The following is a 23,708-nucleotide window of genomic DNA, read 5'->3' as shown; positions in this document are numbered from 1 at the left end:
CGTTTTTCGTCGTACCGAGCGCTTCTTCGTCGTTCCCCGTGGTTGTTGCCAGGTCCCCCCTGGTCACCGAACAGCGACCTTAACCGATGGGTAAGGTCACTGTTACGGGCTCGCGACGGCTCTTAACGTTCCCCGAAGGTTTTCCGCCAACGATTGACGAACGCTGCTGGTACGGCGGTCAGCCGCCGAAGTCCTGCACCCAGCTTCCGTTGCCCCACTCGGGCTTCACCTGGCCGGAGTCGTAGCCGATGCCGATCAGCGTGTAGGTGCAGTTGAGGATGTTCTGCCGGTGGCCCGGGCTGTTCATCCAGCCCTTCACGACCGCCGCGGCACTGGAGTAGCCGACGGCGATGTTCTCGGCCATCGCGCCGCCCTTGAACCCGGCCGCCTTCATCCGGTCGAACGGGCTGCGGCCGTCCAGGCTGTCGTGCGCGAAGAAGTGCTGGTCGACCATGTCGGCCGCGTGTGCCTCGGCCGCCTTCGTCAGTGCGCTGTTCATCCGCAGCGGCCCACAACCGGACTTGGCGCGCTCTTGGTTGGTCAGGGCAAGCACCTGCGCCTCGGCGGTCCCCGACCCACCGGAAGTGTTGGTCGGCTTCGGTGCCGGGGTGGCGGTGTGGCTCGGCTTCGGCGACGGCTTCGGGGACCGCGTGCCGCCCCGGCTGGGCGCCGTACTCGATCGGGTCGGTGCCGGCGTCGGGCTCTTCGTCTTCGACCGCGTCGGCGTCGGCGTCGGCGTCGGCGTCGTACGACGAGGTGTGTGCGACGGAGTGGTCGGACGGATCGGGGTCACCGGGGTCGACATCGGGGCGTCGTCGGACGCCGAGGTGACCGACGTCACCGGGCTCTCCTGGCTGGTGACCTGACGCCCGCCGGTGTCACGCAGGACGAACCATCCGATGCCCGCCAGCAGAACCAAGGCCGACAGCGAAGCGATGAGAGGTCCGGCCACTCCACTACCGAGTGACCGCTTGTGGTTCGTCATGGTGAGCAGCCTTGCCCAGGTCAGCGCTTGCGCACTCCCGGGCCGGGCCGCACTTCACGAACCTTTGACTATCTCAGCCGTTTGAAACGCCTGCGTGTCAGCGTGAGCGCGCGATGACGATGTCCGCGACGACCTTCCAGCCCAGACTGCGATACAGCCGCAGGCCGTCGATCGACGCGATCAGGATGCCGCGCTTGGCGCCCTGGGCCGCGGCCGTCTCGACCAGCGAGGCCATCACGGCACTGCCGAGACCGCGCCGCCGGTGCGCCGGCTCGGTCTCGATCCGGTCCGCGACCGCGTCCTCGCCGACCACGGCCATTCGCCCGCTCGACACCACACCACCGTGCAACGTCGCGCGGGTGATGATCAGGTCGGACTCGAGCTCGGTGTGCAGGGCGTAGCGCTCAGGCAGTTTCAGGGCCGGCTGCTCCGACAGCTGGATCGTCATCAGCCAGTCCTGGTCCTGCTGGACCTCGAGACCGAGATCCTCGAGCTGCTCGATCCGGGCTTCCTTGTCGTCTGTGGCCAGCGTGATCCAGCCGGCCCCACGACCACCGCCGCCGGCCAGCGCCAGCTCGGCGGCACGTTCGACCCGTTCGGGTTTGTCATCGGCATCCAGAACGACATACTCCGTCGGGCGGTTCTCCTCACCCGCACGGACGGTCAGAATGCCGTCGTTGTCGTCCTCCACGGTGGTCCAGCCCCTCGAAACCGACCACCCGGCCTGCCAGCGGCGGACGAGCTCCTCACGATCTCTCACCCGTCGATTCAAGCAGCCGGATCGCGCCACGGCGAGGGGAACTTGTGTCGTCTGTCACCAACTGGCCGTATTCCGTCGTTTCCAGTCGGTCACCACTACCGCTTCCGCCAAGCCCGCCGCAACCCCCAGGCCCCGCCAAACCACCTTCAGGGGTCAACCCCTGAATGGTGACGTGCGGTCAGGGGCGGGGGTCGGTGGCGAGCAGGTCGAAGCCGAGCAGGTTCAGGAACTCGCCGTCGCGCCGTGGCGAGGCCAGTCGCTCGGTGCTCACCGCGGTGAAGCCGTTGACCTCGGCAACATGCGCCGACGCGGTGTTGCCCTCGGCAGCGAACAGCACCAGCCGGCGTCGCCCCAGACCGCCGTCGGCGACCGGCCGGAAGGCATGCTCGATCACCAGCCCGACCGCGGTCGACATCACCTTGCGGCCGCGCGCATCGGGGTGCAGCCAGTAGCCGATCTCGCCCATCGTCTTGTCGATCCGGTTGTTCAGATCGAAGACACTCACACAGCCGAGCAGCTGATCCGAGGCCGCGTCCGCGATCGCCCACGGCACTCCTTCGCCACTCGCGAGGGTGTCCTGCCGGCTCCGCATGAACCCTTCGGCGTCGCTCAGCTGGTACGGCGACGGCAGGCCGGGCAGCCAGTACTGCGTCCGCTCGTCGTTGCACGCCTCCGTGATCCGCGGTGTGTCCGTCGGCTGGAACGCACGCAACCGGATCCCGCCACCCTCGAGCTCCGGCACCGACCACCAGTTGCCCTGCGGCTCGAGCTCGTCGTCGCGGCCGATCGTGGCGATCCACTCGTCCCGCCGGACGTCGCGCGCCAGCCCACCACCCGGTACGACGACCACGCCACGGAACCCGCACTTCCACGCGACCCGGCGCGACGCGTAGTTGCCGGTGAACGCCCGCCAGATCACCCGGTCCCAGCCGAAGACGTCGAACGCGTGCCGCACGACCAGCTTGACCGCGCGCGTCATCACCCCGGCGCCCCGAGCCCAGGGCGCGACCGAGAACCCGATCTCACCGACCCCGCCCTGCCCGTCGTGCAGATCGACGGTGCCGCCGAAGCGTCCGTCGTACTCGATCGCCCAGGCCCAGGAGCCACCGTCCCGCCAGCCCATCGGCACGATCTCGGTCACGAAGTTGACCGCGTTCTGGCGGTCGTAGGGCACTGGGATGGTGGTCCAGCGCTGCATCTCCGGGTCCTGGCACATGTCGTAGACGCACTCGATGTCGTCCGTCGTGTGCGCACGCAGGGTCACCACGCCGTCGGTCAGGACCGGAACGTCCTCGGGAAATCGCATGCTCCAGGGTGACGCGGTGCCACCGGCGAGGCAACGGCATTTCCCTGACAGCGGCGGGTTTCGACACTAGGCTGTGGACGTGAATGCAGCCGGAACGGAGCCGTCGCGGGGCCGGGGTGGGCAGCTGGCCGCCCAGCGGCAGGCCACGATCGTTGCCGAGGTCAACAGTCGCGGCGCGATCACGGTCGCCGAGCTGGTCGATCGGTTCGGGGTGTCGGACATGACGATCCGGCGCGACCTGGACGCGCTCGACTCCAGCGGGCTGCTGCACAAGGTGCACGGCGGCGCCACGTCGGTCGGGCTGCGCAGCGCGCACGAGCCCGGCTTCGACGCGAAGCTGACGCAGGAGTCCGCGGCCAAGCAGGCGATCGCGGCCGAGGCGGCCGGCCGGGTCCAGCCGGACAGCGCGATCGGGATCGGTGCCGGTACGACGACGTACGCGCTGGCTCGTCAGTTGCTGCGGGTGGAGAACTTGACAGTCGTCACGAACTCGGCGCGGATCGCGGATGTGTTCCACGGCAACAGCCGCTCGGATCGCACGGTGGTCCTGATCGGCGGTATCCGCACTCCTTCGGACGCGTTGGTCGGCCCGATCGCCACCGCCGCGCTGGCCTCACTGCATCTCGATCTGTTGTTCCTCGGCGCGCACGGCGTCGACGCCGAGCACGGACTGAGTACGCCGAACCTGATGGAAGCCGAGACCAACCGGTCCTTCATCGCCGCGAGCCGCGAGGTGGTCGTGGTCGCGGACCACACCAAGTGGGGAACGGTCGGGTTGAGCACCTTCGCCACCTGGGCCGACCTCGACGTCATCGTCACCGACAACGGCCTGTCCACCGCCGCCCGCAAAGCCATGCGCGACACCGGCTGCGAGCTCGTCATCGCCTCCTAGCTGAGGCGGGACGCTCCGGCTGACGGAGTTGCTGCGAGAGAGCTCGGCGGGGTGAAACCGTGGTCCGCAAAGGCTTTCTCGATCGCCGCGAGGACGGACTCGGCCGCGTCCGCCGCGACCAGCGCGATGATGCAGCCACCGAAGCCGCCGCCGGTCATCCGGGCGCCGAGCGCACCGGCCTCGAGCGCGGTGTCGACCGCGACGTCCAGCTCGGGCACGGTGATCTCGAAGTCGTCCCGCAGCGACGCGTGCGACGCGGTGAACAACGGCCCGACCTCCTGCAGCCGACCGGCCCGCATCAACGCCACCGCCTCCTCGACCCGGCGGATCTCGGTGACCACGTGCCGCACCCGGCGCCGTACGACGTCGTCGCTCAACCGGGCGAGTGCGTCGTCGAGGTCGTCGTACGCGATCGACCGCAGGGCCGGTACGCCGAGCTCGGCCGCGGCCTGCTCACAGCTCTTCCGGCGGGCGGCGTACTCGCCGTCGACGTGCCGGTGGGGCGCCTTCACATCGACGACCAGCAGCGCGAGGTCGTCGGCCGCCGGGTCGAACGGGATCTGGTCGGTGGACATCGCGCGGATGTCGAAGTACAGGGCATGACCGGCGGTGCAGCACATCGACGCCATCTGGTCCATCAGGCCGACCGGGGCGCCGACGTACTGGTTCTCGGCGCGCTGGGCGAGCCGCGCGACCTCGGCGGGGTCGACCTCGATGCCACGCAGGCCGAGCAGGGCGACGGAGGTCGCGCAGAGGAGTGCCGCGGACGACGAGAGGCCGGCGCCGGACGGCAGATCCGAGTCGACGAGCAGGTTGGCGCCGCCGATCGCGTAGCCGGACTCGCGCAGGATCCAGGCCGCACCGGCCGGGTACGCCGCCCAGTCACTGACGGAGCCCGGAGTCAGTTCGTCGATGGCGAACTCGGTGATGCCCTTGTGCCCGGTGGACGCGACCGCGATCCGGCTGTCGTCGCGCTGCGAGGCGGTCACCACGATCCGGTTCGGCAGGGCGATCGGGAGGACCAGGCCGTCGTTGTAGTCGGTGTGCTCGCCGATCAGGTTGACCCGGCCGGGAGCGCGCCAACTGCCGTCCGGCGCCGTACCGAAGACGTCCTGGAAACTCACGAACCCACCTTCCGCAGGGTCTCGGCCACGTCCTCGGGCCGGGTGTCGCTGATGAACGCGCCCATCCCGGACTCCGAGCCGGCCAGGTACTTGATCTTGTCCGCGGCCCGGCGGATCGACAACACCTCGAGGTGGAGGTAGCCGAGCTCGCGGTCGATCCGGACCGGGGCCTGGTGCCAGGCCGCGATGTAGGGCAGCGGATCGCCGTACAGGCCGTCGAGTCGTTGGAGGACGTCGAGGTACAGCTCGGCGAAGTCGTCGCGCTCGCCGACCGACAGCTCGTCGATGCCGAAGACCTGACGGTGCGGGTAGAGGTGCACCTCGACCGGCCAGCGGGCGGCCTCGGGCACGAACGCGGTCCAGTTGCCGTTCGCGGCGATCACCCGGCTGCCCTGTTTCCGTTCCGCGGCCAGGACGTCGGCGAACAGGTTGCTGCCGGCAACTTCCTGGTGCTGCCGGGCCCGCGCCATCAGGGTGCGCATCCGCGGCGGCAGGAACGGGAAGGCGTAGATCTGGCCGTGCGGGTGGCTCAGCGTCACGCCGATCTCACGGCCGCGGTTCTCGAACGGGAAGACGAGCTCGACGTCGTCGCGGGCGCCCAGCTCGGCGGTCCGGTCGGACCAGGTGTCGACCACCAGCCGGGCCTGGCCCTGGGACAGGTGCGTGAACGACTGGTTGTGGTCGCTGGTGAAACAGACCACCTCGGTCCGGCCCGGGCCGGCGAAGGAGGGGAACCGGTTCTCGAACACGGCCACGTTGTAGTCGTGGTCCGGGATCTCGGTCGGGTTGCCCGGCTTGCTCGCGCACAGCGGGCACTGGTCGGCCGGCGGCAGGTAGGTGCGGGTGTTGCGGTGGGTCGCGTAGGTGATCACGTCACCGGTCAGCGGGTCGGTCCGCAGGTCGACCTGTGGTTGCGGGGCGGGCAGTCCACGGGTGTCCTCGAGCGGCACCCGGACCGGTGCGTCGGCCGGGTCGTAGTAGATCAGCTCGCGTCCGTCGGACAGTCTGGTGTCGGTCCGGCGTACCCCGCGCGGTGTCTTCATCGGTTGACCCTCCCGGCCGTACGACATGGACGGCCAGGAATCATCGTAAACCAACAAACTCGAACATGCAGCATGATACGGGCCACCGCTAGGCTTGCTGGATGGACGACTACGCCCTACGCACGCCCTCTCGACTGTCGACGAGAGGGCGTTAGGAACTCCGAACCATGAACGAAACCCTGCTCAACATCGTCCTGATCCTGGTCTTCGTGCTGATCGGCGGGGTCTTCGCCGCGGCCGAGATGGCGCTGGTCTCGCTGCGCGAGAGCCAGCTCAAGTCGCTGTCGCACCGCGGCCGGCGCGGCGAGATCGTGGCCAAGGTGGCCGCCAACCCGAACCGGTTCCTGTCCGCCGTCCAGATCGGCGTGACCCTGATGGGCTTCCTGTCCGCCGCCTTCGGCGGCGCGACGCTCGCCGACGGCCTGTCCCCGCACCTGCAGAAGCTGGGCCTGCCCGAGTCGGTGGCCAACACGCTCGCCCTGGTGCTGATCACGATCTGCATCTCCTACGTCTCGATCGTGATCGGCGAGCTCGCGGCCAAGCGGCTCGCGCTGCAGCGGGCCGAGACGTTCGCGCTCGGCCTGGCGCCGCTGGTCGACAAGATCGCCTCCGGCGCCCGCCCGGTCATCTGGCTGCTGTCCAGGTCGACCGACCTGGTGGTCCGCGCCCTCGGCGGTGACCCGAACGCGAACCGCGAGGTGATGTCCGACGAGGAACTGCGCGACCTGGTCTCCGCGCACGAGTCGCTCGGCGAGGAGGAGCGCCGGATCGTCGACGACGTGTTCGAGGCCGGTGGCCGGCAGCTCCGCGAGCTGATGCTGCCGCGCACCGAGGTGGACTTCGTCGACGCGGAGATGCCGGCATACAAGGCGGTCAAGTTCGCCGCCGAGCGGCCGCACTCGCGCTACCCGGTGATGAACGGCTCGGCCGACGACATCGTCGGCTTTGTCCACGTCCGGGACCTGTTCGACCCGGCGGTCGCGTCCCGCTCGGTCCGGGTCGGCGACCTGTGCCGCGAGGTGCTGATGCTGCCGGACACCGCGAAGCTGCTGCCCACGCTGACCGAGATGCGCCGGGTGTCGACCCACCTGGCCATCGTCCTGGACGAGTACGGCGGTACGGCGGGCATCGTCACGCTGGAGGACCTGGTCGAGGAACTGATCGGCGACATCAAGGACGAGTACGACGAGGAGTCCGGCGAGACCACCCGGTTGCGCAGCGGCGACATCGAGGTCGACGGCCTGCTCAACCTCGACGACTTCGCCGACGAGACCGGCGTCGAACTGCCCGACGGCCCCTACGAAACCGTCGGCGGCTTCCTCGCCGCCCAACTGGGCAAGGTGCCGTCAACCGGTGACGAGGCCCGCGTCGACGGTCACACGCTCACCGTCATCGAGATGGACGGCCGCCGGGTGGCCCGGGTCCGGATCCACCGCCTCAAACCGTCAGGGGAGGAGCCGGTTCCGGCCGAGGAGCCAGCACCTGCCGGCGACTGAGGATGACCAGGCCGCCGACGACGTAGCCGAGGCCCTGGAAGACCAGGACGGGGATGATGCCGACGGCGTCGCCGAGGAAGCCGGCCGAGGTGATGCCGACCAGGACGGCGACGGACTCGGTGGCGGTGATCGCGCCGAAGATGCGGCCGCGGGTGCCGTCCTGGGTGAGGTTCTGGAACACCGTCATCATGCCGGCGACCGTGAAGGCGCCAGGGAGCCCGACGACGATCATGCAGGCGAAGGCCGGGATCAGGCTGTCCGAGATCAGCGGGTAGCAGAACAGCGTCAGGTCGACCAGGCCGAAGAAGAAGGCGCCGACTTCCCACATTGTTGCTGCAGGCAACCGTGACCCGATGGCCGCGGCGACCAGGCCGCCGACGATGCCGCCGATCGCCTGCGACGAGACGATCAGGCCGTACGCCGTACCGTCGCCACCCAGCTCGGAGCTGACGAAGGGTGCGAACAGCGTGCTCATGATCCCTTCGCCGACACCGGTGACGAGGCAGAAGACGAACAACAGCCGCATCGCCTGGCCCGCGACGCACAGCCGCAGGCCTTCGGTCCACTCGGCCCGCAACCGGCGGATCGCCCCGCCGGCCTCCTCGGCCGCGCTCGCTTCGTCGTGCTCATGTGGGGTACGGCGATGCCGCATGCCGGCGATCAGGACGACGGCAACCAGGAAGGTGCCGGCATCGGCCAACGCGAGCAGGGTGAGGCCACCGAGCGCCGCGAGCACGCCGCCCAGGGCGGCGCCGACCAAGCGGGCGATGTCACGGATCTGACCGTTCAAGGCATTCGCCGTCACCAGTTGCTCGGTGTCGACCAGCACCGGCACCAACGACTGCTCGGCCGGGCTGAAGAACTGCTGCAAACAGCTCTGCGCGAGGACGACGCCGTACACGATCCAGATCGCGCTCTCGTCGCGGACGGCCAGCAACGGCAGCAGCACCAGCGCGTTGAGCACGTTCGTCACGATCATCGTCTTCCGCCGGTCCCAGCGATCGACGAAGACCCCGGCCAGCGAACCGAGCACGACCGGCGGCACGAACGACGCCAGCAGCAGCCCGCCGGAGGCCAGCGTGGATCCGGTCAGCACATACACCTGGAACGCGAGCCCGGTCCGCAGCAGCCAGTCGCCGATCAGCGAGATCAGCCCGGCGCTCAGCATCAGCCGGTAGTCGCGCTGCCGTGCGAGGACACCCCACAAGTCCTTCATCACTGCTCCTCAGGTGTGATGGTGACGATCTGCGTGATGGAGACATGGCGGCTGCCCGGCGGGCGGGTGGACTTGTCGTCGATCGGCCGCTCGTCGACGTACCGCTGCAGCAAAGCGTCGATCTGGGTGACGAGCTCGGACAGTTCCTCGGCGGTCAGGTAGAACCCGCTCTGCCCGATGCCCGAGTTGTCCTGCCAGACCCCGTCCTCGGTCGTGCGTTGCTGCTGCCATTGGCTGAGGCGCTCCAGCGCCCGCTCGGCCAGCAGTTGCTCGAGCACGTCGGCCGCCGCAGCGCCCTCGGGTGTCGAGACAGCGTCACGCCATGACTGCGAGGTCGACACCAGCCGCCACGGCCGCTCCCGGTTGTCCTTGCCCGGCGCCGGCTCGATGAAGTCGTACTTCGCCAGCTGCCGCAGGTGATGCGACGCCAGCGCCTGGCTGATGCCGAGCCGCCGGGCCGCGTCGGCCGCGGTCATCGGCCCTTCCCGCCCGAGCAGCGACTGCAGGTCCAGCCGGACCGGATGGGCCATCGCCCGAATAGCCAGCGGATCAGCCAGCAACCGCGTCCGCCGCGGATCCTTCTCCAAAGACATGCTTGGAATATGCGACAGCCTGAATCAGATGTCAAGCCGTTGCTTGGAATGTCAGCCGGTCTGTTCGCGGATCCACTCGAGGGCGTCCTCGGCGTGGGCCAGGACGGAGATGTGGCCGAGGCCGGGACGGAGGTCGAGGTCGGCGGTGCGCAGATGATCGGCCAGCCAGCGGCCGTGGGAGCTGGGGATGATGCCGTCGTCCGTGCCGTGGACGAGGAGGGTCGGTGCGGTGATCGTGGCCGGGTCGCAGCCCCAGGGCACCACATAGGAACAGTCATCGTCGATCAGCCCGTCCGGACCGTTCGGCATCGATTTGTCCCCCGCGACTGACCCCAGCCAGCCCCACGGCCCGTCGAACATGGCCAGGTCCGCCTCGGTGAACTCCGGGTCGTACTCCACCCCGGACGCCTCGTACCGCTCCTTCGCCGACCGCCCCGCGGCCGCGGCCCGGAGTGACGCCAGTCCGGACGGGATCATCCCGTCGTACCAGTCGAGACCTTCAGCGTCGTACGGCGCGATGGCCGCGAACGTGGTGACGGCCTCGACCCGCTTGCCGAGGACCGCGGCCGAGCCGAGGGCGTACGAGCCGCCGCCCGAGTAGCCCATCAGCGCGAAGGTGCCGACCCCGAGTGCGTCCACGACTGTGGTCAGATCGGCCGCGACCGAGGCTATCGTGCGTCCGGGTGCCGGCGTCGAACCGCCGTACCCGGGCCGGTCGAACGAGACCCATCGGATGCCAAGCCAGTCGCCGGCTTCGAACAGCGGCTCCGGCGGGACGCCCAGATTCGGCGTGCCGTGGTGCCAGACGACCGTCAGCCGGGCGGTGTCGCCGGGCGCGCTGTCGTACACGTGCAGGGTCCGGCCGTCCGCCAACTGGAGGTCCGTCTCGTCCATATCGCTCACCTTAGGTTCGTCGGGGTCTTGGCGAGCGGTACGTCGGAAGCCCGCGGACGGAGTCGACATTTTGCCTGGAGGTGAAATGTCGAGTCCTGCCGGCCGCCTCCGACCTCTGCTGCGAAGATCCACTCAGACTCCGAAAGGAACCAGTCATGAAGTACCTGCTGCTCATCCACAGCAACCCGATCACCTGGGGACACCCGTCGTTCCTGTACACCGACGAGGGCCAGGCGCTGCCGAAGAAGGCCCGCGATGCCCTGGAGGCGCAGTTGAACAGCCTCCTCGACGAGTTGGACACCTCTGGCGAGCTGGTCAACGCCGTGCCGCTCGAGCCGCCGTCCAGCACCCGGGTCGTCCGTGTCCGCAAGGGCGTCCGGGCGACCACCGACGGCCCGTACTCCGAGGCCAAGGAGCAACTCGCCGGCGTCTTCCTCATCGATGTCGCCACCCCTGAGCGGGCCGAGGAGATCGCAGCCACCATCCCGGAGGCTCAGTTCGTCGCGGTGGAGGTCCGCCCGGCCTCGGTCTTCGACTAGCTGACCAGCCGGGTGTGGTTGTCCCCGGTCGCGAGGGCGGGGTCGAGGGCGCCGAGGGCCAGCCAGGTGGCGCCGCCGACCCCGTCCCTGGCGGTCAGGACCTCGCCGGAGAAGTGCTGATGAATGGCCTCCCGGATCAGCCGGCCGACCGGTGAGGCCTCTCCCGCGACACTGCCCGCGAGCACCATCGGGCCTTTGTCCGACGTTGTCCTGAGCCGGCCGACTGTCGCTGTGAGCAGTTCGGCTGCGCGTTTCACCAGAGCGCGTGCCGTTTCGTCGTCCTGCTCGTACGCCGCCACCACGACCCGTGCCAACTCTGCGAGCAGGACCGGTGGCCGGCTGTTCACCGTGCGGATCACATCGTCCCGCAGTACGTCGTATCCGTCGCGCAACGCGATCGCCTGCTCGTCCCGGTCGGGCAGGATCGCCTGTACGACGGATTGCCCGAGCAGGCCGAGTGGTTCGCCCAGATCCAGTGCGAGCAGCACACTGCGCACTGCCTCCCGGCCGAGCCAGAATCCGGACCCGTCGTCACCGAGCAGCCAGCCGTGCCCGTCGGCGGTCCGCACCAGCTGGTGGTTGCGCATCAGACCGGCGTTGCTCCCGGTTCCCGCGATCAGCACGGTCCCGTCCGGTTCCGCCGTACCGGAGGCGAAGGCCACCTCGAGATCGCCGATGAAGTCGGGTGTGACGGTCAGACCTGCGCCGGACCAGGCGGCGTCGAACTGGGCTGCCACGTCGGGCCGCCCCAGCGCCGAGCCGCCGGCGACACCGACGACCGCCGCTTTGACCGCGGTCGGGTCCAGTCCGGCCAGTGCCGCGTGAAGCGCCTGACCGAAGTTGGCCGCCGCACTTGCGGGATGACTGGTCGGGTTTCCACCCGCGGCGGCACCTCGGCCGACCACGTTGCCGTCAGAGTCCGCGATCACGATCCGGGTGGAGGTGCCGCCGAGGTCGCCGCCCAGAACCAGTGCAGTCGCTGGCATCAAGACCACTGGGTCGGCAGGTTCCGGCAGCGGGCGTTCGACGGGCATACGCAATGCTCCAAACTGCTCAAAAGAGCCTCTCGGCAAGCACAAGAGAACAAGGTTACGCAACGGTTCCGATCCGGCGAGAAGAGTGAGATCGGCCTTGACTTTAGCTGCTAGGTAAGAAAAGTTCTGTCCAGCAAACCGCACACTTGCGCACTTGTCGGCACCAGGAGTGTCGTACCGAACAGATTAATCGAGGGGTGGGGCCGCTGATGGCCAGCAGTAAGCACGGGGGACCGGGGCAGCCCGGGGGTATGAGCGCGCAGGCTTATGTGCACACGCTGACGCCGATCATGGCCGCGGTCACCGAGCAGATCGACGGACCGATCCAGCAGGCCGCGGACCTGATGACCACGGCGCTGCGCGCCGACGGCGTCATCCAGGCGTTCGGTTCCGGCCACTCCGAGGCGCTGGCGATGGAGATCGCCGGCCGCGCCGGCGGCCTGATCGCGACCAACCGGATCGCGCTGCGCGACCTTGTCCTGCTCGGCGGCGAGCCCCCCGAGTTGCTCCGCAGCGCCGAGCTCGAGCGCGACCCGTCGTACTCCCGCAAGCTCTATGAACTGTCCGCGGCCCGGCCGGGCGACCTGTTCGTGATCGCCTCCAACTCCGGCGTGAACGGCTCGATCGTCGAGCTGGCCTCGGTGGTGAAGGAGAAGGGTCACCCGCTGATCGCGATCACCTCGCTGCAGCACACCGGCGGGATGGACTCGCGCCACCCGTCCGGCAAGAAGCTGATCGACTTCGCCGACGTCGTACTGGACAACCACGCGCCGTACGGCGACTCCGTGCTCGACCTGCCCGACGGCGGTGGCAAGGTCTGCGCGGTGTCGTCCATCACCGCCGCGCTGATCGCCCAGATGCTGGTCGCCGAGGTACTGCGCCGGATGACCGACGCCGGCGAGACGCCGCCGGTCTACCTGTCTGCGAACATCCCCGGTGGCGACGAACACAACCACGCCCTTGAAGCACGGTATGCCGGTCGCATCCGGCGTACTGCGTGAAACACTCCTTGGAAGGCAGGACTATGACCACTCCCAACAACCTGTCGCGGCGCCTGTTCCTGCAGCGCGCAGCGGTCGGCACCTTGCTGGCGACCGGCGGCAGCACGCTTCTGGCCGCCTGTGCCGGTAGCGGCAGCAACGACAGCGGTTCCAGCGGTGGCGGCGCCGACAAGACCGCGGACAACCCGTTCGGCATGGCCGACAAGGCGACCGTTGACGCGGTGATCTTCAACGGTGGGTACGGCTACGACTACGTGTCGTTCGCGGCCAATATCGCGCAGCAGAAGTTCGCGGGCTCGACGTTCAAGGTCGCTCCGTCGACCCAGATCGCCCAGCAGTTGCAGCCGCGCTTCGTCGGTGGCAACCCGCCGGACCTGATCGACAACTCCGGCGCGAACCAGATCGGCTTCAACACGATCCTGGACCAGCTGGCGACGCTGGACGACGTCTTCGAGGCCAACAACTACGAGGGCACGAAGATCGCCGACACCCTGTACCCCGGCGCCAAGCTCCCCGGTACCTTCGACGGCAAGTTCGTCGCCATGAACTACGTGCTCACCCTCTACGGCCTGTGGTACTCCGAGAGCCTGTTCAAGGAGAACGGCTGGGAGCCGCCGAAGACCTACGACGCGCTGCTCGACCTCGGCGCCAAGGCCAAGGCGAAGGGCAAGTACCTGTTCGTCTGGGGCAAGGAAGCCGCGACCTATTACCACACCCTGGCCGTCGACTCCGCGATCAAGGAGGGTGGCGACGAGGTCCGGCTGGCGCTGGAGAACCTCAAGGAGAACTGCTGGTCGATGCCGCAGCTCCAGAGCGTCTTCAAGGCCATGGAGACCATGGTCAAGAACGGCTACTTCGTCCCCGGCGGCGCCGGCACCCAGTTCACCGCCGCGCAGGCGAAGTGGAGCAACGACCAGCAGGCCATCCTCTACCCCTCGGGCTCGTGGATCGAGAACGAGATGAAGAAGGCCACCAAGGCGGGCTTCACCATGAAGGGCATCCCGGAGCCCACGCTCACCGACAGCCCGAAGCTGCCGTACGAGTCGCTGCGCAGCGCGGCCGGTGAGCCGTTCATCGTCCCGTCGAAGGGCAAGAACGTTGCCGGCGGCAAGGAGCTCCTGCGGGCCATGCTGTCCAAGGAAGCGGCGACCAACTTCGCCAAGACGCGGCTGGCGCCGACGATCGTCAAGGGTCTTGTTCCCGCGGACGGTTTCGGTTCGACGGCGCTGCAGTCGCAGAGCGCGATGCTGGACGCCGCCGGCACGAACATCTTCGACTACCAGTTCGTCGGCCTGTACGGCATGAACACCGACAACCTCGTGGTCTGGAACTCGTTCCTGTCCGGCCAGCTCGACGCAGCGGGCCTGACGAAGGGCCTGCAGCAGATCACGGACAAGGTGCGCAACGACAGCTCCGTCAAGAAGATCCCGGTCACCAAGTGACCATGACGCCAGATGTCGTGCCGGGCGGCGGACCCAAGCGGTCCGCCGCCCGGCGGCGCCGGCCGCTGACTTTCGACCGGGTTAGCTTCATGGTCGTCTTCCTCGGCCTGCCGCTGGCGATCTTCGTGATCTTCGTGGTCTCTCCGTTCGTGCAGGCGCTGTGGTACTCGCTGACCGACTGGTCAGGGTTCAGCTCGGAGATGAACTTCGTCGGCTTCGACAACTACGTCAAGCTGTTTCATGACGACATCTTCCTGAAGGCCGTGCGCAACAACATCGAGCTCGCGATCGTCGTGCCGATCGTGACGATCGTGCTGGCGCTGACCCTTGCCACGCTGGTGACGATCGGCGGCTCGGGCACCGGGACCGTCCGCGGACTGCGCAACTCCGGCTTCTACCGGATCGTCTCGTTCTTCCCGTACGTGATTCCCGCGATCGTGATCGGCCTGATCTGGGCCCAGGTGTTCACGCCGGGCTCGGGCTTGCTGGACGCGGTGCTGTCGAAGATCGGGCTGCACCAATTCGAGAACTACGCGTGGCTCGGTGACGCGCGGACCGCGATGCCGGTGTCGATGTTCGTGATGATCTGGGGCTTCGTCGGCTTCTACATGGTGCTGTTCATCGCGGCCATCCGGGGCATCGACCCCGAGGTGTTCGAGGCTGCCCGGATCGACGGCGCCGGCCGGTTCCGTACCGCGGTGTTCCTGACGGTGCCGCTGATCCGGGACAACGTGCAGACGGCGTACATCTATCTCGGCATCGCCGCCCTCGACGCCTTCGTCTACATGCAGGCGCTGAACCCCGGCGGCGGCCCGCAGAACTCGACGCTGGTCATGCCCCAGCAACTGTTCACCACGGCCTTCACCAAGGGGCAGTTCGGTTACTCGACGGCGATGGGCGTGGTCCTGGCCACGGTGACGCTGCTGTTCGCGCTCGTGGTCTTCGTGGTGAACGCCCTGACCGGCGGACGTGAGCGGAAGGTGAAGGTACGCCGATGACAACCACCGCCGACCGGGCCGAATTCGTCGCCGGGTCCCGCGCGCCCGACAAGCGGGCCCAAGAGGGCAAGCGCGTTGCCACGACCGCCCACATCGCGCTGATCCTGTGGTCGCTGTTGGTGATCCTGCCGCTGCTGTGGACGCTGCTGTCCTCGTTCAAGACGACGCAGGAGATCCTGGGCAACCCACTGTCGCTGCCGGGCAAACTGCAATTCAGCAACTACGCCAGCGCCTGGACGACGGCCGGCATCGGTCGCTACTTCGCGAACACGGTGGTCGTCGTCGGCTCCGCGCTGGTGCTGGTGATGATCCTGGGTGCCATGTGCGCGTACGTGCTGGCCAGGTTCTCGTTCCGCGGCAACCGGCTGATCTACTACTCCATGCTGGCTGGGCTGACGTTCCCGGTCTTCCTGGCGATCGTGCCGCTGTTCTTCGTGCTGAAGAACCTCGCGCTGCTGAACACCCTGCCCGGGTTGATCATCACCTACGTCGCGTTCGCACTGCCGTTCACTGTCTTCTTCCTGCACAGCTTCTTCAAGGCGTTGCCAGGCGAGATCTACGAGGCGGCGCAGATCGACGGGGCAGGTGAGTGGCGCACGTTCTTCGCGGTGATGTTGCCGATGGCCAGGCCGGGGATGGCGTCGGTCGCCATCTTCAACTTCCTGGGGTTGTGGAACCAGTTCCTGCTCCCCGTCGCCCTGAACAGCGACTCGAACAACTACGTGCTCTCGCAGGGCATGGCCTCGTTCGCATCGCAAGCCGGTTATGCGGTGGACTTCGGCGCCCTGTTCGCGGCCGTGGTGATCACTGTGGCGCCGGTTCTGGTGGTCTACATCATCTTCCAGCGTCAGCTGCAGGTCTCCGTCACCGCCGGAGGCGTGAAGTAGGTAGCCTGCCGTGATGCTGACACGGCGGACGTTGGTGCAGAGCGCGCTGGCCGGAGCGGTCCTTAGCGGGTGCTCGTCGGGTACGACGACCACCCGCCCGACCGCGTCGGCCGGGAACCCGTTCATGGTCGACGGATCCGCGCCCGTCGACGTCGCGATCGGCGAGGAGTACGGCGGCTTCGCGGCCGCGGCGTACCGGAAGAGGTATGCGAGCGCCACGGTGTCGCCGACGGTGAACGCGCAGCTCGCGAAGGCGTTGTTGCCGCGGTTCGCGGCGGGGAATCCGCCGGATGTGGTGCTGAGCACCGGGGACCAGGCGCTGGAGCTCGGCCGGCTGGTGAAGGAGAACCAGCTGGCGGATCTGCGATCGTTGCTCAACGCACCGGCCTGGGACAACGCGAACGCGAAGGTCGAGGACGGACTGCTCCCGGGGATGCTGGACGCCGGACAGTACGACGGGACCCAGCGGACCGTCAACTACGTCGCCACCGTGTACGGCCTGTGGTACTCGGCCAGTCTGTTCCAGCGCAACGGCTGGGACGTGCCCCGCACCTGGCCGGAACTGCTTGCCCTCGGCACCGATATGAAGGCGGCCGGCCTCGGCCCGTTCGTCTACGCGGGCGCGCATCCGTACTACGTGCTCGAAATGGTGCTCACCCTCGCCGCCAAGGCCGGCGGCCACGACGTGGTGAAGCGGATCGACAACCTCGACGACGGCGCCTGGAAGGACGAAAGTGTCACCCGCGCGATCACCGCGGTCGGCGAGCTCGCGAAGCGTGGGCTGATCGCGCCGGGCAGCACCGACTACGACCACATCGGCTCCCAGAAGCGCTTCCTGGCCTCGAAGGCCGGCATGCTGCCCTGCGGCAACTGGCTCGAGAACGAGATGAAGGCGCTGATCCCGCAGAACTTCGGGCTGACCATGATCGGCGTACCGGCGCTGGACGGGTCGTCGGCGCTGGGCCGGGGTCTCCACGTCGCGGCGACCGCGCCGTACCTGGTGCCGGAGCAGGCGAAGAACAAGGCCGGCGGCCTCGAGTACCTGCGGGCCTCGCTCTCGAAGGACGTCGCGGCCCAGGTCACCTCGGAGTCCAACCAGCTCACGATCGTCCGCGGCGCGGCCGACGGCCTGGAGGTCGGTACGGCGCTCCGCTCGGCCCGCGACCTGCTCACCGCAGCCGGCGACCAGGTCATCACCTGGTACTTCGACACCTGGTACCCGGCCTTCGCCGAAACCGCCGCCCAGGCCACCGGCCAGTTCCTCGCCGGCGGCCTGCAACTGTCCGAGTGGACCGCCCGCATTCAGTCCGCCGCCGACCAGACCAAACAGGACAAAAGAGTCACCAAGTACCACCGGGACTGAAGGGCTCAGGGCAATCTGACTACGAGCCCGTAAGGCTCCGACACGGCGAGCGACGGAACCCCTCGAACCTGCGCCTGACCAGGCAAAAGATCTCGCCGTCGGCGGCGAGTCGAACTACCCTCGAAGAGGGTAGGTGAGATCGATGGAGTGGGTAGTGCTGTTGCTCGTGTTCCTCGGGCTCTGCGTGCTGCTCAACCTCCTGCTGCCGCAGCCGCCGCCCGCGCGCTGGCGCCGCCGTCTGCAGCGGTCGGTGGCCGGTCTCGCGGGGCGGATCCACCCTCGGCCCGCCCCTCAACCCGATCCGTTCGACACCCTGCGTCTGCAGACCAGGCTCGGTCATCTCGCCGGGGAGATCCGCCGGGTCGAGGCCACCCGGATGTACGCGAAAGCTCACAAGCTGATGGCCCTCGAGGCCGCGTACGACGACCTCCTCGACGAAGCCTGCCGGATGGCCGGCGTCTCCGAGGAGGCCGACCTGAAGCGCGGCGAAGCGAAACGCTGGCTCGAGGAACAGGAGCTGGCGTCCCGCGGCTGGTCCTGGTGAGCTAGGGCCAGACGACCTGGTCGAGAAAGTCCTCCACGGCAGTCGCCACCTGGCCCAGCACGGCCGCCGACTCCGCGAGCCGGCCCGGCACATACATCCCGTGGTCCGCCTCCGGCACCTCCAGCACGTACGGCGTGAGCTCACGAGCGAGCGCGGAATCCCAGACGCCGTCCGCCGTACCGCCGACCAGCAAGAACGGCATGGTGGATCTCCGCAGCCCGTCGAGTACCCATGGACTCGTCAGATTCGGCGTCAGCCAGATCGCCGGCAGCCTGCGGTCGGCGGCGAGGTGAGCGGCATAAGCGCCGAGTGACTTCCCGATCAGCACCACGTCGCCGGTGACACCGTCGAGGGCCTTGGCGGCCTGTGGCAGGACCCAGGGGCCGCGCTCCTCCTCCCTCAGGCTGGGCGGGCGGTCGGGCTCGTCCCACCACACCGGCAGGACGCGGGCACCACGCTGTTCGGCCGCGTCGGAGGCGAACATCGGCAGCGGAGCGGCCGGGCCGTTCTGCCCGCCGGGCAGGACGACGGCTGTACGCGAAGTCATAGGGCCGAGTCTATGAGGCGAGGGGACCGCCCCGGTGTGGCGTGGACCGGGGGCGCTGGCAGAATCGGGGGCATGTCCCTAGCTGCGCCTGACCCCTCCGCAGCCGGTTCCCAGCGTCGCCCTCGGGTGCTGTCCGGGATCCAGCCGACGGCGGACTCCTTCCACTTCGGCAACTACCTCGGCGCGTTGCGGCAGTGGGTGGCCCTGCAGGACGACCACGACGCGTTCTATTGCGTCGTCGACCTGCACGCGATCACGGTGGAGTACGAGCCGAAGCAACTGCGGGAGCGGACCCGTCGCTCGGTGGCGCAGTTGCTCGCGGCCGGCATCGATCCGGAGCGGTCGACCCTGTTCGTCCAGTCGCATGTGCCCGAGCACGCCCAGCTGGCCTGGGTGCTCGGCTGCCTGACCGGATTCGGCGAGGCCAGCCGGATGACGCAGTTCAAGGACAAGTCCGCCAAGGGCGGCGCCGACCGCGCCACCGTAGGCCTGTTCACGTACCCGATCCTGCAGGCCGCGGACATCCTGATCTACCAGGCCGACCGCGTCCCGGTCGGCGAGGACCAGCGCCAGCACCTGGAGCTGACCCGCGACCTGGCCCAGCGGTTCAACCACCGGTTCGGCAAGACGTTCCGGCTGCCGGAGCCGTACATCGTGAAGGAGACCGCGAAGATTGCGGACCTGCAGGATCCGAGCGCCAAGATGAGCAAGTCGAGCTCGTCCGCGGCCGGGATCATCGACCTGCTGGACGACCCGAAGGTGAGCGCGAAGAAGATCCGCTCCGCCGTCACCGACTCCGGCCGCGACGTCGTCTTCGACCCGGAGAACAAGGCCGGCGTGGCCAACCTGCTGACCATCTACTCGGCCCTGACCGGCCGCAAGATCAGCGAGCTCGAGGACGAGTACGCCGGCCGCGGGTACGGCGACTTCAAGAAGGACCTGGCCGAGGTCGTGGTCGAGTTCGTCACGCCGTTCCGGGAGAAGACGCTGGGCTATCTCGACGACACGGCGCAGCTGGACGGGATCCTGGCCGCCGGCGCCGAGCGTGCCCGCGCGGTCACCGAGCCGACCCTGCAACGGGTCTACGACCGGCTGGGCTTCGTGCCCGGTCCGGCAGTGGGCCGGTAGGCCCCGGATGGCGACGATCGGTGTCGCGATCCCGATCGCGGAACCCTACGGCTCGGAGCTGCAGAAGTACCGGGCCGAGTTCGGCGATCCGATGGCCGCGTCGATCCCCACCCACGTGACCCTGCTGCCGCCGACCGAGATCGACGACGCCGACCTGGGCCGGATCGACGAGCATCTGCTCGCGGTGGCGGCCCGGTTCCCGAGCTTCCGGATCCGCCTGCGCGGTACGGCGACCTTCCGGCCGATCTCGCCGGTCGTGTTCGTCCCGCTGGCCGAGGGCATCTCGTCCTGCGAGGTGCTGCAGTCCCAGGTCCGGTCCGGCCCGCTCGAGGTCGAGCTGCGGTTCCCGTACCACCCCCACGTCACGGTCGCCCATGACCTGGACAAGGATGCGCTGGACCGCGCGTACGACGCCCTGGCCGAGTACGACTGCTCGTTCGACGTCGAGTTCTTCAGCCGCTACGAGCACGGCGCCGACGGCGTGTGGCGGCCGCAGCGCGCCTTCCCGCTGGCAACCTAGTCCACTGGCAACCTAGTCCACTGGCAGGCTAGGCCCGGCACTCTCGGGTACAGGAGCGGTATGGGGATCATCAAGGCGGCGTGGCACTGGTTCGGCAAGACCCAGGTGTGGCGGGCCTGGCAGCGGTACGGCAACTTCCGGGGCAACCGGTTGGCCGGGGCAACGACCTTCTTCGGGTTCCTGTCGATGTTCCCGCTGATCGTGCTGGCCGCGGCAATCACCGGTCTGCTGCTCGGCGACGAAGCGGTCGACACGCTGAAGGACACTCTGCACCAGAACCTTCCCGGCATCGACAACCAGATCGACATCGACTCGCTGATCGCCCACGCCGGCACGATCGGACTGATCTCCGCTGTCACGCTGCTGTTCACCGGGCTCGGCTGGATCGACTCGATGCGTGCCTCGATCCGGTCGATGCACGAGTTGGACGACCAGCCCGGCAACTTCGTGGTGGTGAAGCTCTGGGACTTCGCTGCGCTCGTCGGGCTGGGCTTGATCGCCCTGATCTCCACCGGCGCCTCGGCGGTCCTGTCCGCGCTGACACAGCGGATCGTCGACCGGACGAATCTGGACGGGAGCTTTCTGACCGTCTGCAGCGTTGTGTTAGGCATCGTGACAGGTGCCATCCTGGTCCTCTACCTGCAGACGGCCCTGCCGGGGATCATCCTGCCGGGGAAGGTAGCGCTGATCGCAGCACTGGCCGGCGGCATCCTGTACTACCTCGCGCAGAAGCTCGGCAGTCTGTATGTGACCCACGTCATCGGGACGAACGCGGCGTACGGCACTCTGGCCCTGCCGCTGGCGTTGTTGGTGTGGATCTACCTGCTGACGCGCGCGATCATGGTCATCGCGGCGTGGACCAAGGAGGCGACCCTGGACGCCCGCGCTCCGGGCGAGGCCGAGCCCGAGCCGGAGCCAGCGGAGCCAGAGCCGGTGGAGGAGCCGCTGCTGCTGGGGCCGCCTGGGAAGCGCTACAAGGTGGTGCCGGTGCCGCAGCGGAAGGCCGACACCGTGGCGGTCGCCGCCGGTGCAGTGCTGGGCGTCACTGTGTCCATCCTGGCCGCACAGGTCGGCAGGGCCGCTCGCTCGCTTCGGCGTTAGGCCTCAGTGACGGCGCCGGCGCAGGGTGCGTGGGCGGCGGAGGAAGAGGCCCAGGAGCAGTACGGGCGGGCCCGCGTACGCCCAGGCGGGGACGCGGAAGGCCAGGGACTGCACGGCCTGGCCAGGGTTCAGGACTGTGCGGCTGCGCGCCGGGTGCCTCGTGCCGGAGGACTGGGTCTTCTTGCCGTCGGCGGGCTCGGGTGCGGACTTGGGCTTCACCGCGGGCTTGACCAGGCTGCCGACGGGGCTGAGCTTGCCGTAGTTGTCGAACGTCCAGGTGAGCAAGTTGCTGGCGTCCTCGGTGATGCCGTGTGGCGCGTTCATCATGGTGACCACCAGCGTGTGCCCGTTGCGTCGGGCCGCTCCGACGAACGTGTTGCGGGCCAGGGTGGTGTAGCCGGTCTTGACGCCCAGTGCGCCGTCGTAGCTGAACAGCAGCTTGTTCTGGTTCGCGACCTGGTAGGTGCCCTTGCCCCTGCCTGCGTTCGGGAAGGCCGTGTACTTCGTCGACGCGTACTTCGCGAAGTCCGGGCGGCCCAGGCCGGTCTGTGCGAACAGGGCCAGGTCGTAGGCGCTGGAGTACTGCCCGTCGGCGTCGAGGCCGGTCGGGTCGGTCACGTGGGTGTCGAGTGCCCCGATCTCGGCGGCCTTCTGGTTCATCCGCTGGATGGTCGCCGGTATGCCGCCCTGGTCGTGCGCACACAGCGCGTGCACCGCGTCGTTCCCGGAGGCCAGGAACATGCCCTGGAAGAGCAGGTCGACCGTGTAGGTCAGTCCCGGGTAGACACCGACCTTGCTACCGATGATCCCGGCGTCGGCATCTGTACCGACTACTTGGTCGGTCTTCTTGAGGCGTGGCAGCAAGACCAGGGCCGTCAGGGTCTTGAGCGTGCTGGCGGGCCGCAGCTTGGCGTGCGGTGCTTTGGCGGCCAGTACGGCGCCGGTGTCGAGGTCGGCGACGACGTACGCCGACGCCTGGACGGCCGGCGGTGCCGCCCCGTCGGCGACGACCGTCGGCTTCGCGGTCAGCAGGTCGCCGCCGACCGGGCCTTGTGAGCCCTGGTCGGCGGCGGTCGCTGTCAGAGGTCCGGTGACCACCAGTGCGGCGGCCGCGCAGCCCGTCAGAAGCAAACGCATCGGCCGCACTCTAGTTGCCTCGCGGGGTAGATGTCACAGTCGGGTCTCATGCCCGATAGGCAGTCCACATGTTGCTGATGCGGGTGCTCTGGCCCGGAGTGAACTGGTTGTAGCAGGAGTCGTAGGAGTAGTCCATGTAGTTGTGGATGGGGTCCACGCCCGGCAGCGAGCAGGAGTCCCGGCCGGTCGGGCAGCCGCTGCTGGCGCTGCTCTGGGCCGGCGTGTCGGACACGGAGTCGTTCGTGCTCGTGCAACCGCCCTGGAAGGTGTGGTAGAGCCCGAACCAGTGACCGGCCTCGTGGGACGCGGTCTTCCCGAGGTTGAAGTTGGTCGCCGAACCGCCGGGCAGCGAGCTGTACTGCACCCGGATGCCGTCGATCGACGGGTTGCTCGCGTAGTCCCACGGGAACGTCGCGATGCCGAGGTAGGAGAAGTCGACCAGCCAGATGTTCAGGGCGTTCTTGCCACCCTTGCGCGTTTGTGACCGGTACGTCGTGCTCTGGCCGTCGCGGTGCCAGGTGTTGTTGTTGAACCGGTCGGTGCCGGCCAGGTAGAACGTGAAGCCGGTGTTCGCGGCCTGCGACGACTCGCCGCCGGCGAAGTCCTGGTTCAGCTCGGCGATCTGCTGGTTGATCTGGGTCGCGGTCACGTCACCGGCGCCCGAGCTGCTCCGCATCACGTGGATGTAGACCGGAACGCTCGCCGCGGCCAGCTTTCCGGCCTTGGGAGCCAGCCCACGCGCCGACTTGGCCTTGAGGATCTCCGCCGTCCTGGCATCGATCGCCTTCTGCTCGGCCGCCGACAACTCCCGGTGGTCGGCGCCGAACCCACCACGAGCCGAGGGTCCCTCGGCTGTGGTCAAGCATGGGTTCCCGGTCTGGTCGGCCGGCAACTGCGCGTTCGCCTGACCTCCGAGTGGACTGAACGTGAGCGCCGTACCAGCCAGCAACACAGCCAGGGCGCGGGGGCGGGTGATGAAACGACCGGGGCGGTGGGACGGGAAAGGAAGTGAAGATCGCATGACGCGTCCTCCGAGAATCGGGCCGCTTGGGCGGTGCGGCCGAATCCCGAGATTTTCCCCACGATCCCGCACAGTGCCTACCGATTCACTGTCCGCCCAGTGCCAAGGCACCACCACGCCGCCACCCCGACGATGGT

Annotated in this window: 25 protein-coding genes; 13 read left to right on the top strand and 12 right to left on the bottom strand. The window is 68.4% G+C overall.

The features are described from left to right. Positions 1-178 precede the first annotated feature (178 nt). Positions 179-553 carry a CAP domain-containing protein gene (locus tag ACXC9Q_RS00775; RefSeq protein ID WP_457054514.1) on the bottom strand — a complete coding sequence of 125 codons (375 nt, stop codon included), beginning with the start codon at positions 551-553 and terminating at the stop codon, positions 179-181. A 55-nt stretch (positions 554-608) separates the two neighbouring features. On the opposite strand from ACXC9Q_RS00775, the gene ACXC9Q_RS00770 reads away from it, so the two are divergent. Then, positions 609-866, top strand: coding sequence for a hypothetical protein (locus ACXC9Q_RS00770; protein WP_457054513.1), 258 nt, complete (start codon positions 609-611; stop codon positions 864-866). Positions 867-1,082: 216 nt separating this feature from the next. Here ACXC9Q_RS00770 and ACXC9Q_RS00765 read toward each other — a convergent pair whose 3' ends face one another. Next, positions 1,083-1,745 carry a GNAT family N-acetyltransferase gene (locus ACXC9Q_RS00765; protein ID WP_457054512.1) on the bottom strand — a complete coding sequence of 221 codons (663 nt, stop codon included), beginning with the start codon at positions 1,743-1,745 and terminating at the stop codon, positions 1,083-1,085. Between the two features lie 178 nt (positions 1,746-1,923). Then, positions 1,924-3,051 carry a GNAT family N-acetyltransferase gene (locus ACXC9Q_RS00760; RefSeq protein WP_457054511.1) on the bottom strand — a complete coding sequence of 376 codons (1,128 nt, stop codon included), beginning with the start codon at positions 3,049-3,051 and terminating at the stop codon, positions 1,924-1,926. A 79-nt stretch (positions 3,052-3,130) separates the two neighbouring features. Here ACXC9Q_RS00760 and ACXC9Q_RS00755 point away from each other — a divergent pair, with 79 nt between their 5' ends. After that, positions 3,131-3,943 (top strand): DeoR/GlpR family DNA-binding transcription regulator, encoded by an 813-nt coding sequence (locus ACXC9Q_RS00755; protein WP_457054510.1) that lies wholly within the window; start codon positions 3,131-3,133, stop codon positions 3,941-3,943. On the opposite strand, the gene galK is transcribed toward ACXC9Q_RS00755, so the two are convergent. Next, positions 3,940-5,067: a galactokinase gene (gene galK, locus ACXC9Q_RS00750; RefSeq protein WP_457054509.1), complete on the bottom strand. Its 1,128-nt coding sequence runs from the start codon at positions 5,065-5,067 to the stop codon at positions 3,940-3,942. The genes ACXC9Q_RS00755 and galK overlap by 4 nt on opposite strands. Further along, entirely contained in the window at positions 5,064-6,110 is a 1,047-nt protein-coding gene (galT, locus tag ACXC9Q_RS00745; RefSeq protein WP_457054508.1) for a galactose-1-phosphate uridylyltransferase, read from the bottom strand. Before galT ends, galK begins: the two co-directional genes overlap by 4 nt. A 167-nt stretch (positions 6,111-6,277) precedes the next feature. Here galT and ACXC9Q_RS00740 point away from each other — a divergent pair, with 167 nt between their 5' ends. Continuing rightward, entirely contained in the window at positions 6,278-7,606 is a 1,329-nt protein-coding gene (locus ACXC9Q_RS00740; RefSeq protein ID WP_457054507.1) for a hemolysin family protein, read from the top strand. On the opposite strand, the gene ACXC9Q_RS00735 is transcribed toward ACXC9Q_RS00740, so the two are convergent. Genes ACXC9Q_RS00735 through ACXC9Q_RS00725 form a run of 3 tightly spaced genes read right to left on the bottom strand, consistent with a single transcriptional unit; the run spans position 7,548 to position 10,309 of the window. Further along, positions 7,548-8,822 (bottom strand): MFS transporter, encoded by a 1,275-nt coding sequence (locus ACXC9Q_RS00735; protein WP_457054506.1) that lies wholly within the window; start codon positions 8,820-8,822, stop codon positions 7,548-7,550. The two genes, ACXC9Q_RS00740 and ACXC9Q_RS00735, sit on opposite strands and share 59 nt — an antisense overlap. After that, entirely contained in the window at positions 8,822-9,415 is a 594-nt protein-coding gene (locus ACXC9Q_RS00730; protein WP_457054505.1) for a helix-turn-helix domain-containing protein, read from the bottom strand. The genes ACXC9Q_RS00735 and ACXC9Q_RS00730 overlap by 1 nt, the downstream gene beginning before the upstream one ends. A 51-nt stretch (positions 9,416-9,466) precedes the next feature. After that, a complete protein-coding gene (locus ACXC9Q_RS00725; RefSeq protein WP_457054504.1) occupies positions 9,467-10,309 on the bottom strand; it encodes an alpha/beta fold hydrolase in 843 nt (280 codons plus the stop codon). 155 nt (positions 10,310-10,464) lie between these two features. On the opposite strand from ACXC9Q_RS00725, the gene ACXC9Q_RS00720 reads away from it, so the two are divergent. Continuing rightward, positions 10,465-10,848 (top strand): YciI family protein, encoded by a 384-nt coding sequence (locus ACXC9Q_RS00720; RefSeq protein WP_457054503.1) that lies wholly within the window; start codon positions 10,465-10,467, stop codon positions 10,846-10,848. Here ACXC9Q_RS00720 and ACXC9Q_RS00715 read toward each other — a convergent pair. Continuing rightward, complete coding sequence (locus ACXC9Q_RS00715) at positions 10,845-11,834, bottom strand: N-acetylglucosamine kinase (protein WP_457054502.1); 990 nt, start codon at positions 11,832-11,834, stop codon at positions 10,845-10,847. The two genes, ACXC9Q_RS00720 and ACXC9Q_RS00715, sit on opposite strands and share 4 nt — an antisense overlap. 299 nt (positions 11,835-12,133) lie before the next feature. Between ACXC9Q_RS00715 and ACXC9Q_RS00710 the strand changes: the two genes are divergently transcribed. The 6 genes from ACXC9Q_RS00710 to ACXC9Q_RS00685 all read left to right on the top strand — a co-directional run bounded on the left by ACXC9Q_RS00710 (position 12,134) and on the right by ACXC9Q_RS00685 (position 18,117). Further along, positions 12,134-12,883, top strand: coding sequence for a sugar isomerase domain-containing protein (locus ACXC9Q_RS00710; protein ID WP_457054501.1), 750 nt, complete (start codon positions 12,134-12,136; stop codon positions 12,881-12,883). A 23-nt stretch (positions 12,884-12,906) separates the two neighbouring features. Continuing rightward, positions 12,907-14,325: an N-acetylglucosamine/diacetylchitobiose ABC transporter substrate-binding protein gene (ngcE, locus tag ACXC9Q_RS00705; RefSeq protein WP_457054500.1), complete on the top strand. Its 1,419-nt coding sequence runs from the start codon at positions 12,907-12,909 to the stop codon at positions 14,323-14,325. Between the two features lie 2 nt (positions 14,326-14,327). After that, on the top strand, positions 14,328-15,323 hold the full coding sequence (locus ACXC9Q_RS00700) for a carbohydrate ABC transporter permease (RefSeq protein WP_457054499.1): 996 nt from the start codon (positions 14,328-14,330) through the stop codon (positions 15,321-15,323). Next, positions 15,320-16,210 carry a carbohydrate ABC transporter permease gene (locus ACXC9Q_RS00695; protein WP_457054498.1) on the top strand — a complete coding sequence of 297 codons (891 nt, stop codon included), beginning with the start codon at positions 15,320-15,322 and terminating at the stop codon, positions 16,208-16,210. Before ACXC9Q_RS00700 ends, ACXC9Q_RS00695 begins: the two co-directional genes overlap by 4 nt. Before the next feature lie 13 nt (positions 16,211-16,223). After that, positions 16,224-17,573: an N-acetylglucosamine/diacetylchitobiose ABC transporter substrate-binding protein gene (gene ngcE / locus ACXC9Q_RS00690; protein WP_457054497.1), complete on the top strand. Its 1,350-nt coding sequence runs from the start codon at positions 16,224-16,226 to the stop codon at positions 17,571-17,573. Between the two features lie 142 nt (positions 17,574-17,715). Continuing rightward, positions 17,716-18,117 (top strand): hypothetical protein, encoded by a 402-nt coding sequence (locus ACXC9Q_RS00685; protein WP_457054496.1) that lies wholly within the window; start codon positions 17,716-17,718, stop codon positions 18,115-18,117. A 1-nt stretch (position 18,118) separates the two neighbouring features. Here the strand turns inward: ACXC9Q_RS00685 and ACXC9Q_RS00680 are convergent, their stop codons facing one another. Next, on the bottom strand, positions 18,119-18,664 hold the full coding sequence (locus ACXC9Q_RS00680) for an alpha/beta fold hydrolase (protein WP_457054495.1): 546 nt from the start codon (positions 18,662-18,664) through the stop codon (positions 18,119-18,121). Positions 18,665-18,736: 72 nt separating this feature from the next. On the opposite strand from ACXC9Q_RS00680, the gene trpS reads away from it, so the two are divergent. The 3 genes from trpS to ACXC9Q_RS00665 are packed head-to-tail and all read left to right on the top strand — an operon-like array spanning position 18,737 to position 21,413. After that, positions 18,737-19,792 carry a tryptophan--tRNA ligase gene (gene trpS / locus ACXC9Q_RS00675; protein ID WP_457054494.1) on the top strand — a complete coding sequence of 352 codons (1,056 nt, stop codon included), beginning with the start codon at positions 18,737-18,739 and terminating at the stop codon, positions 19,790-19,792. A gap of 7 nt (positions 19,793-19,799) precedes the next feature. Further along, positions 19,800-20,312: a 2'-5' RNA ligase family protein gene (locus ACXC9Q_RS00670; RefSeq protein WP_457054493.1), complete on the top strand. Its 513-nt coding sequence runs from the start codon at positions 19,800-19,802 to the stop codon at positions 20,310-20,312. 60 nt (positions 20,313-20,372) lie between these two features. After that, positions 20,373-21,413, top strand: a complete 1,041-nt coding sequence (locus ACXC9Q_RS00665; RefSeq protein ID WP_457054492.1) for a YihY/virulence factor BrkB family protein — start codon at positions 20,373-20,375, stop codon at positions 21,411-21,413. Between the two features lie 3 nt (positions 21,414-21,416). Here the strand turns inward: ACXC9Q_RS00665 and ACXC9Q_RS00660 are convergent, their stop codons facing one another. Both ACXC9Q_RS00660 and ACXC9Q_RS00655 read right to left on the bottom strand, forming a co-directional pair. Continuing rightward, the gene (locus ACXC9Q_RS00660) at positions 21,417-22,550 is read right to left on the bottom strand and encodes a D-alanyl-D-alanine carboxypeptidase family protein (protein WP_457054491.1); all 1,134 of its coding nucleotides are present in this window, start codon (positions 22,548-22,550) and stop codon (positions 21,417-21,419) included. Positions 22,551-22,596: 46 nt separating this feature from the next. Continuing rightward, on the bottom strand, positions 22,597-23,571 hold the full coding sequence (locus ACXC9Q_RS00655) for a zinc metalloprotease (RefSeq protein WP_457054490.1): 975 nt from the start codon (positions 23,569-23,571) through the stop codon (positions 22,597-22,599). Positions 23,572-23,708 lie beyond the last annotated feature (137 nt).

The sequence above is a fragment of the Kribbella sp. CWNU-51 genome, from assembly GCF_054073265.1.
This window is presented reverse-complemented; position numbering and strand designations above follow the sequence as displayed.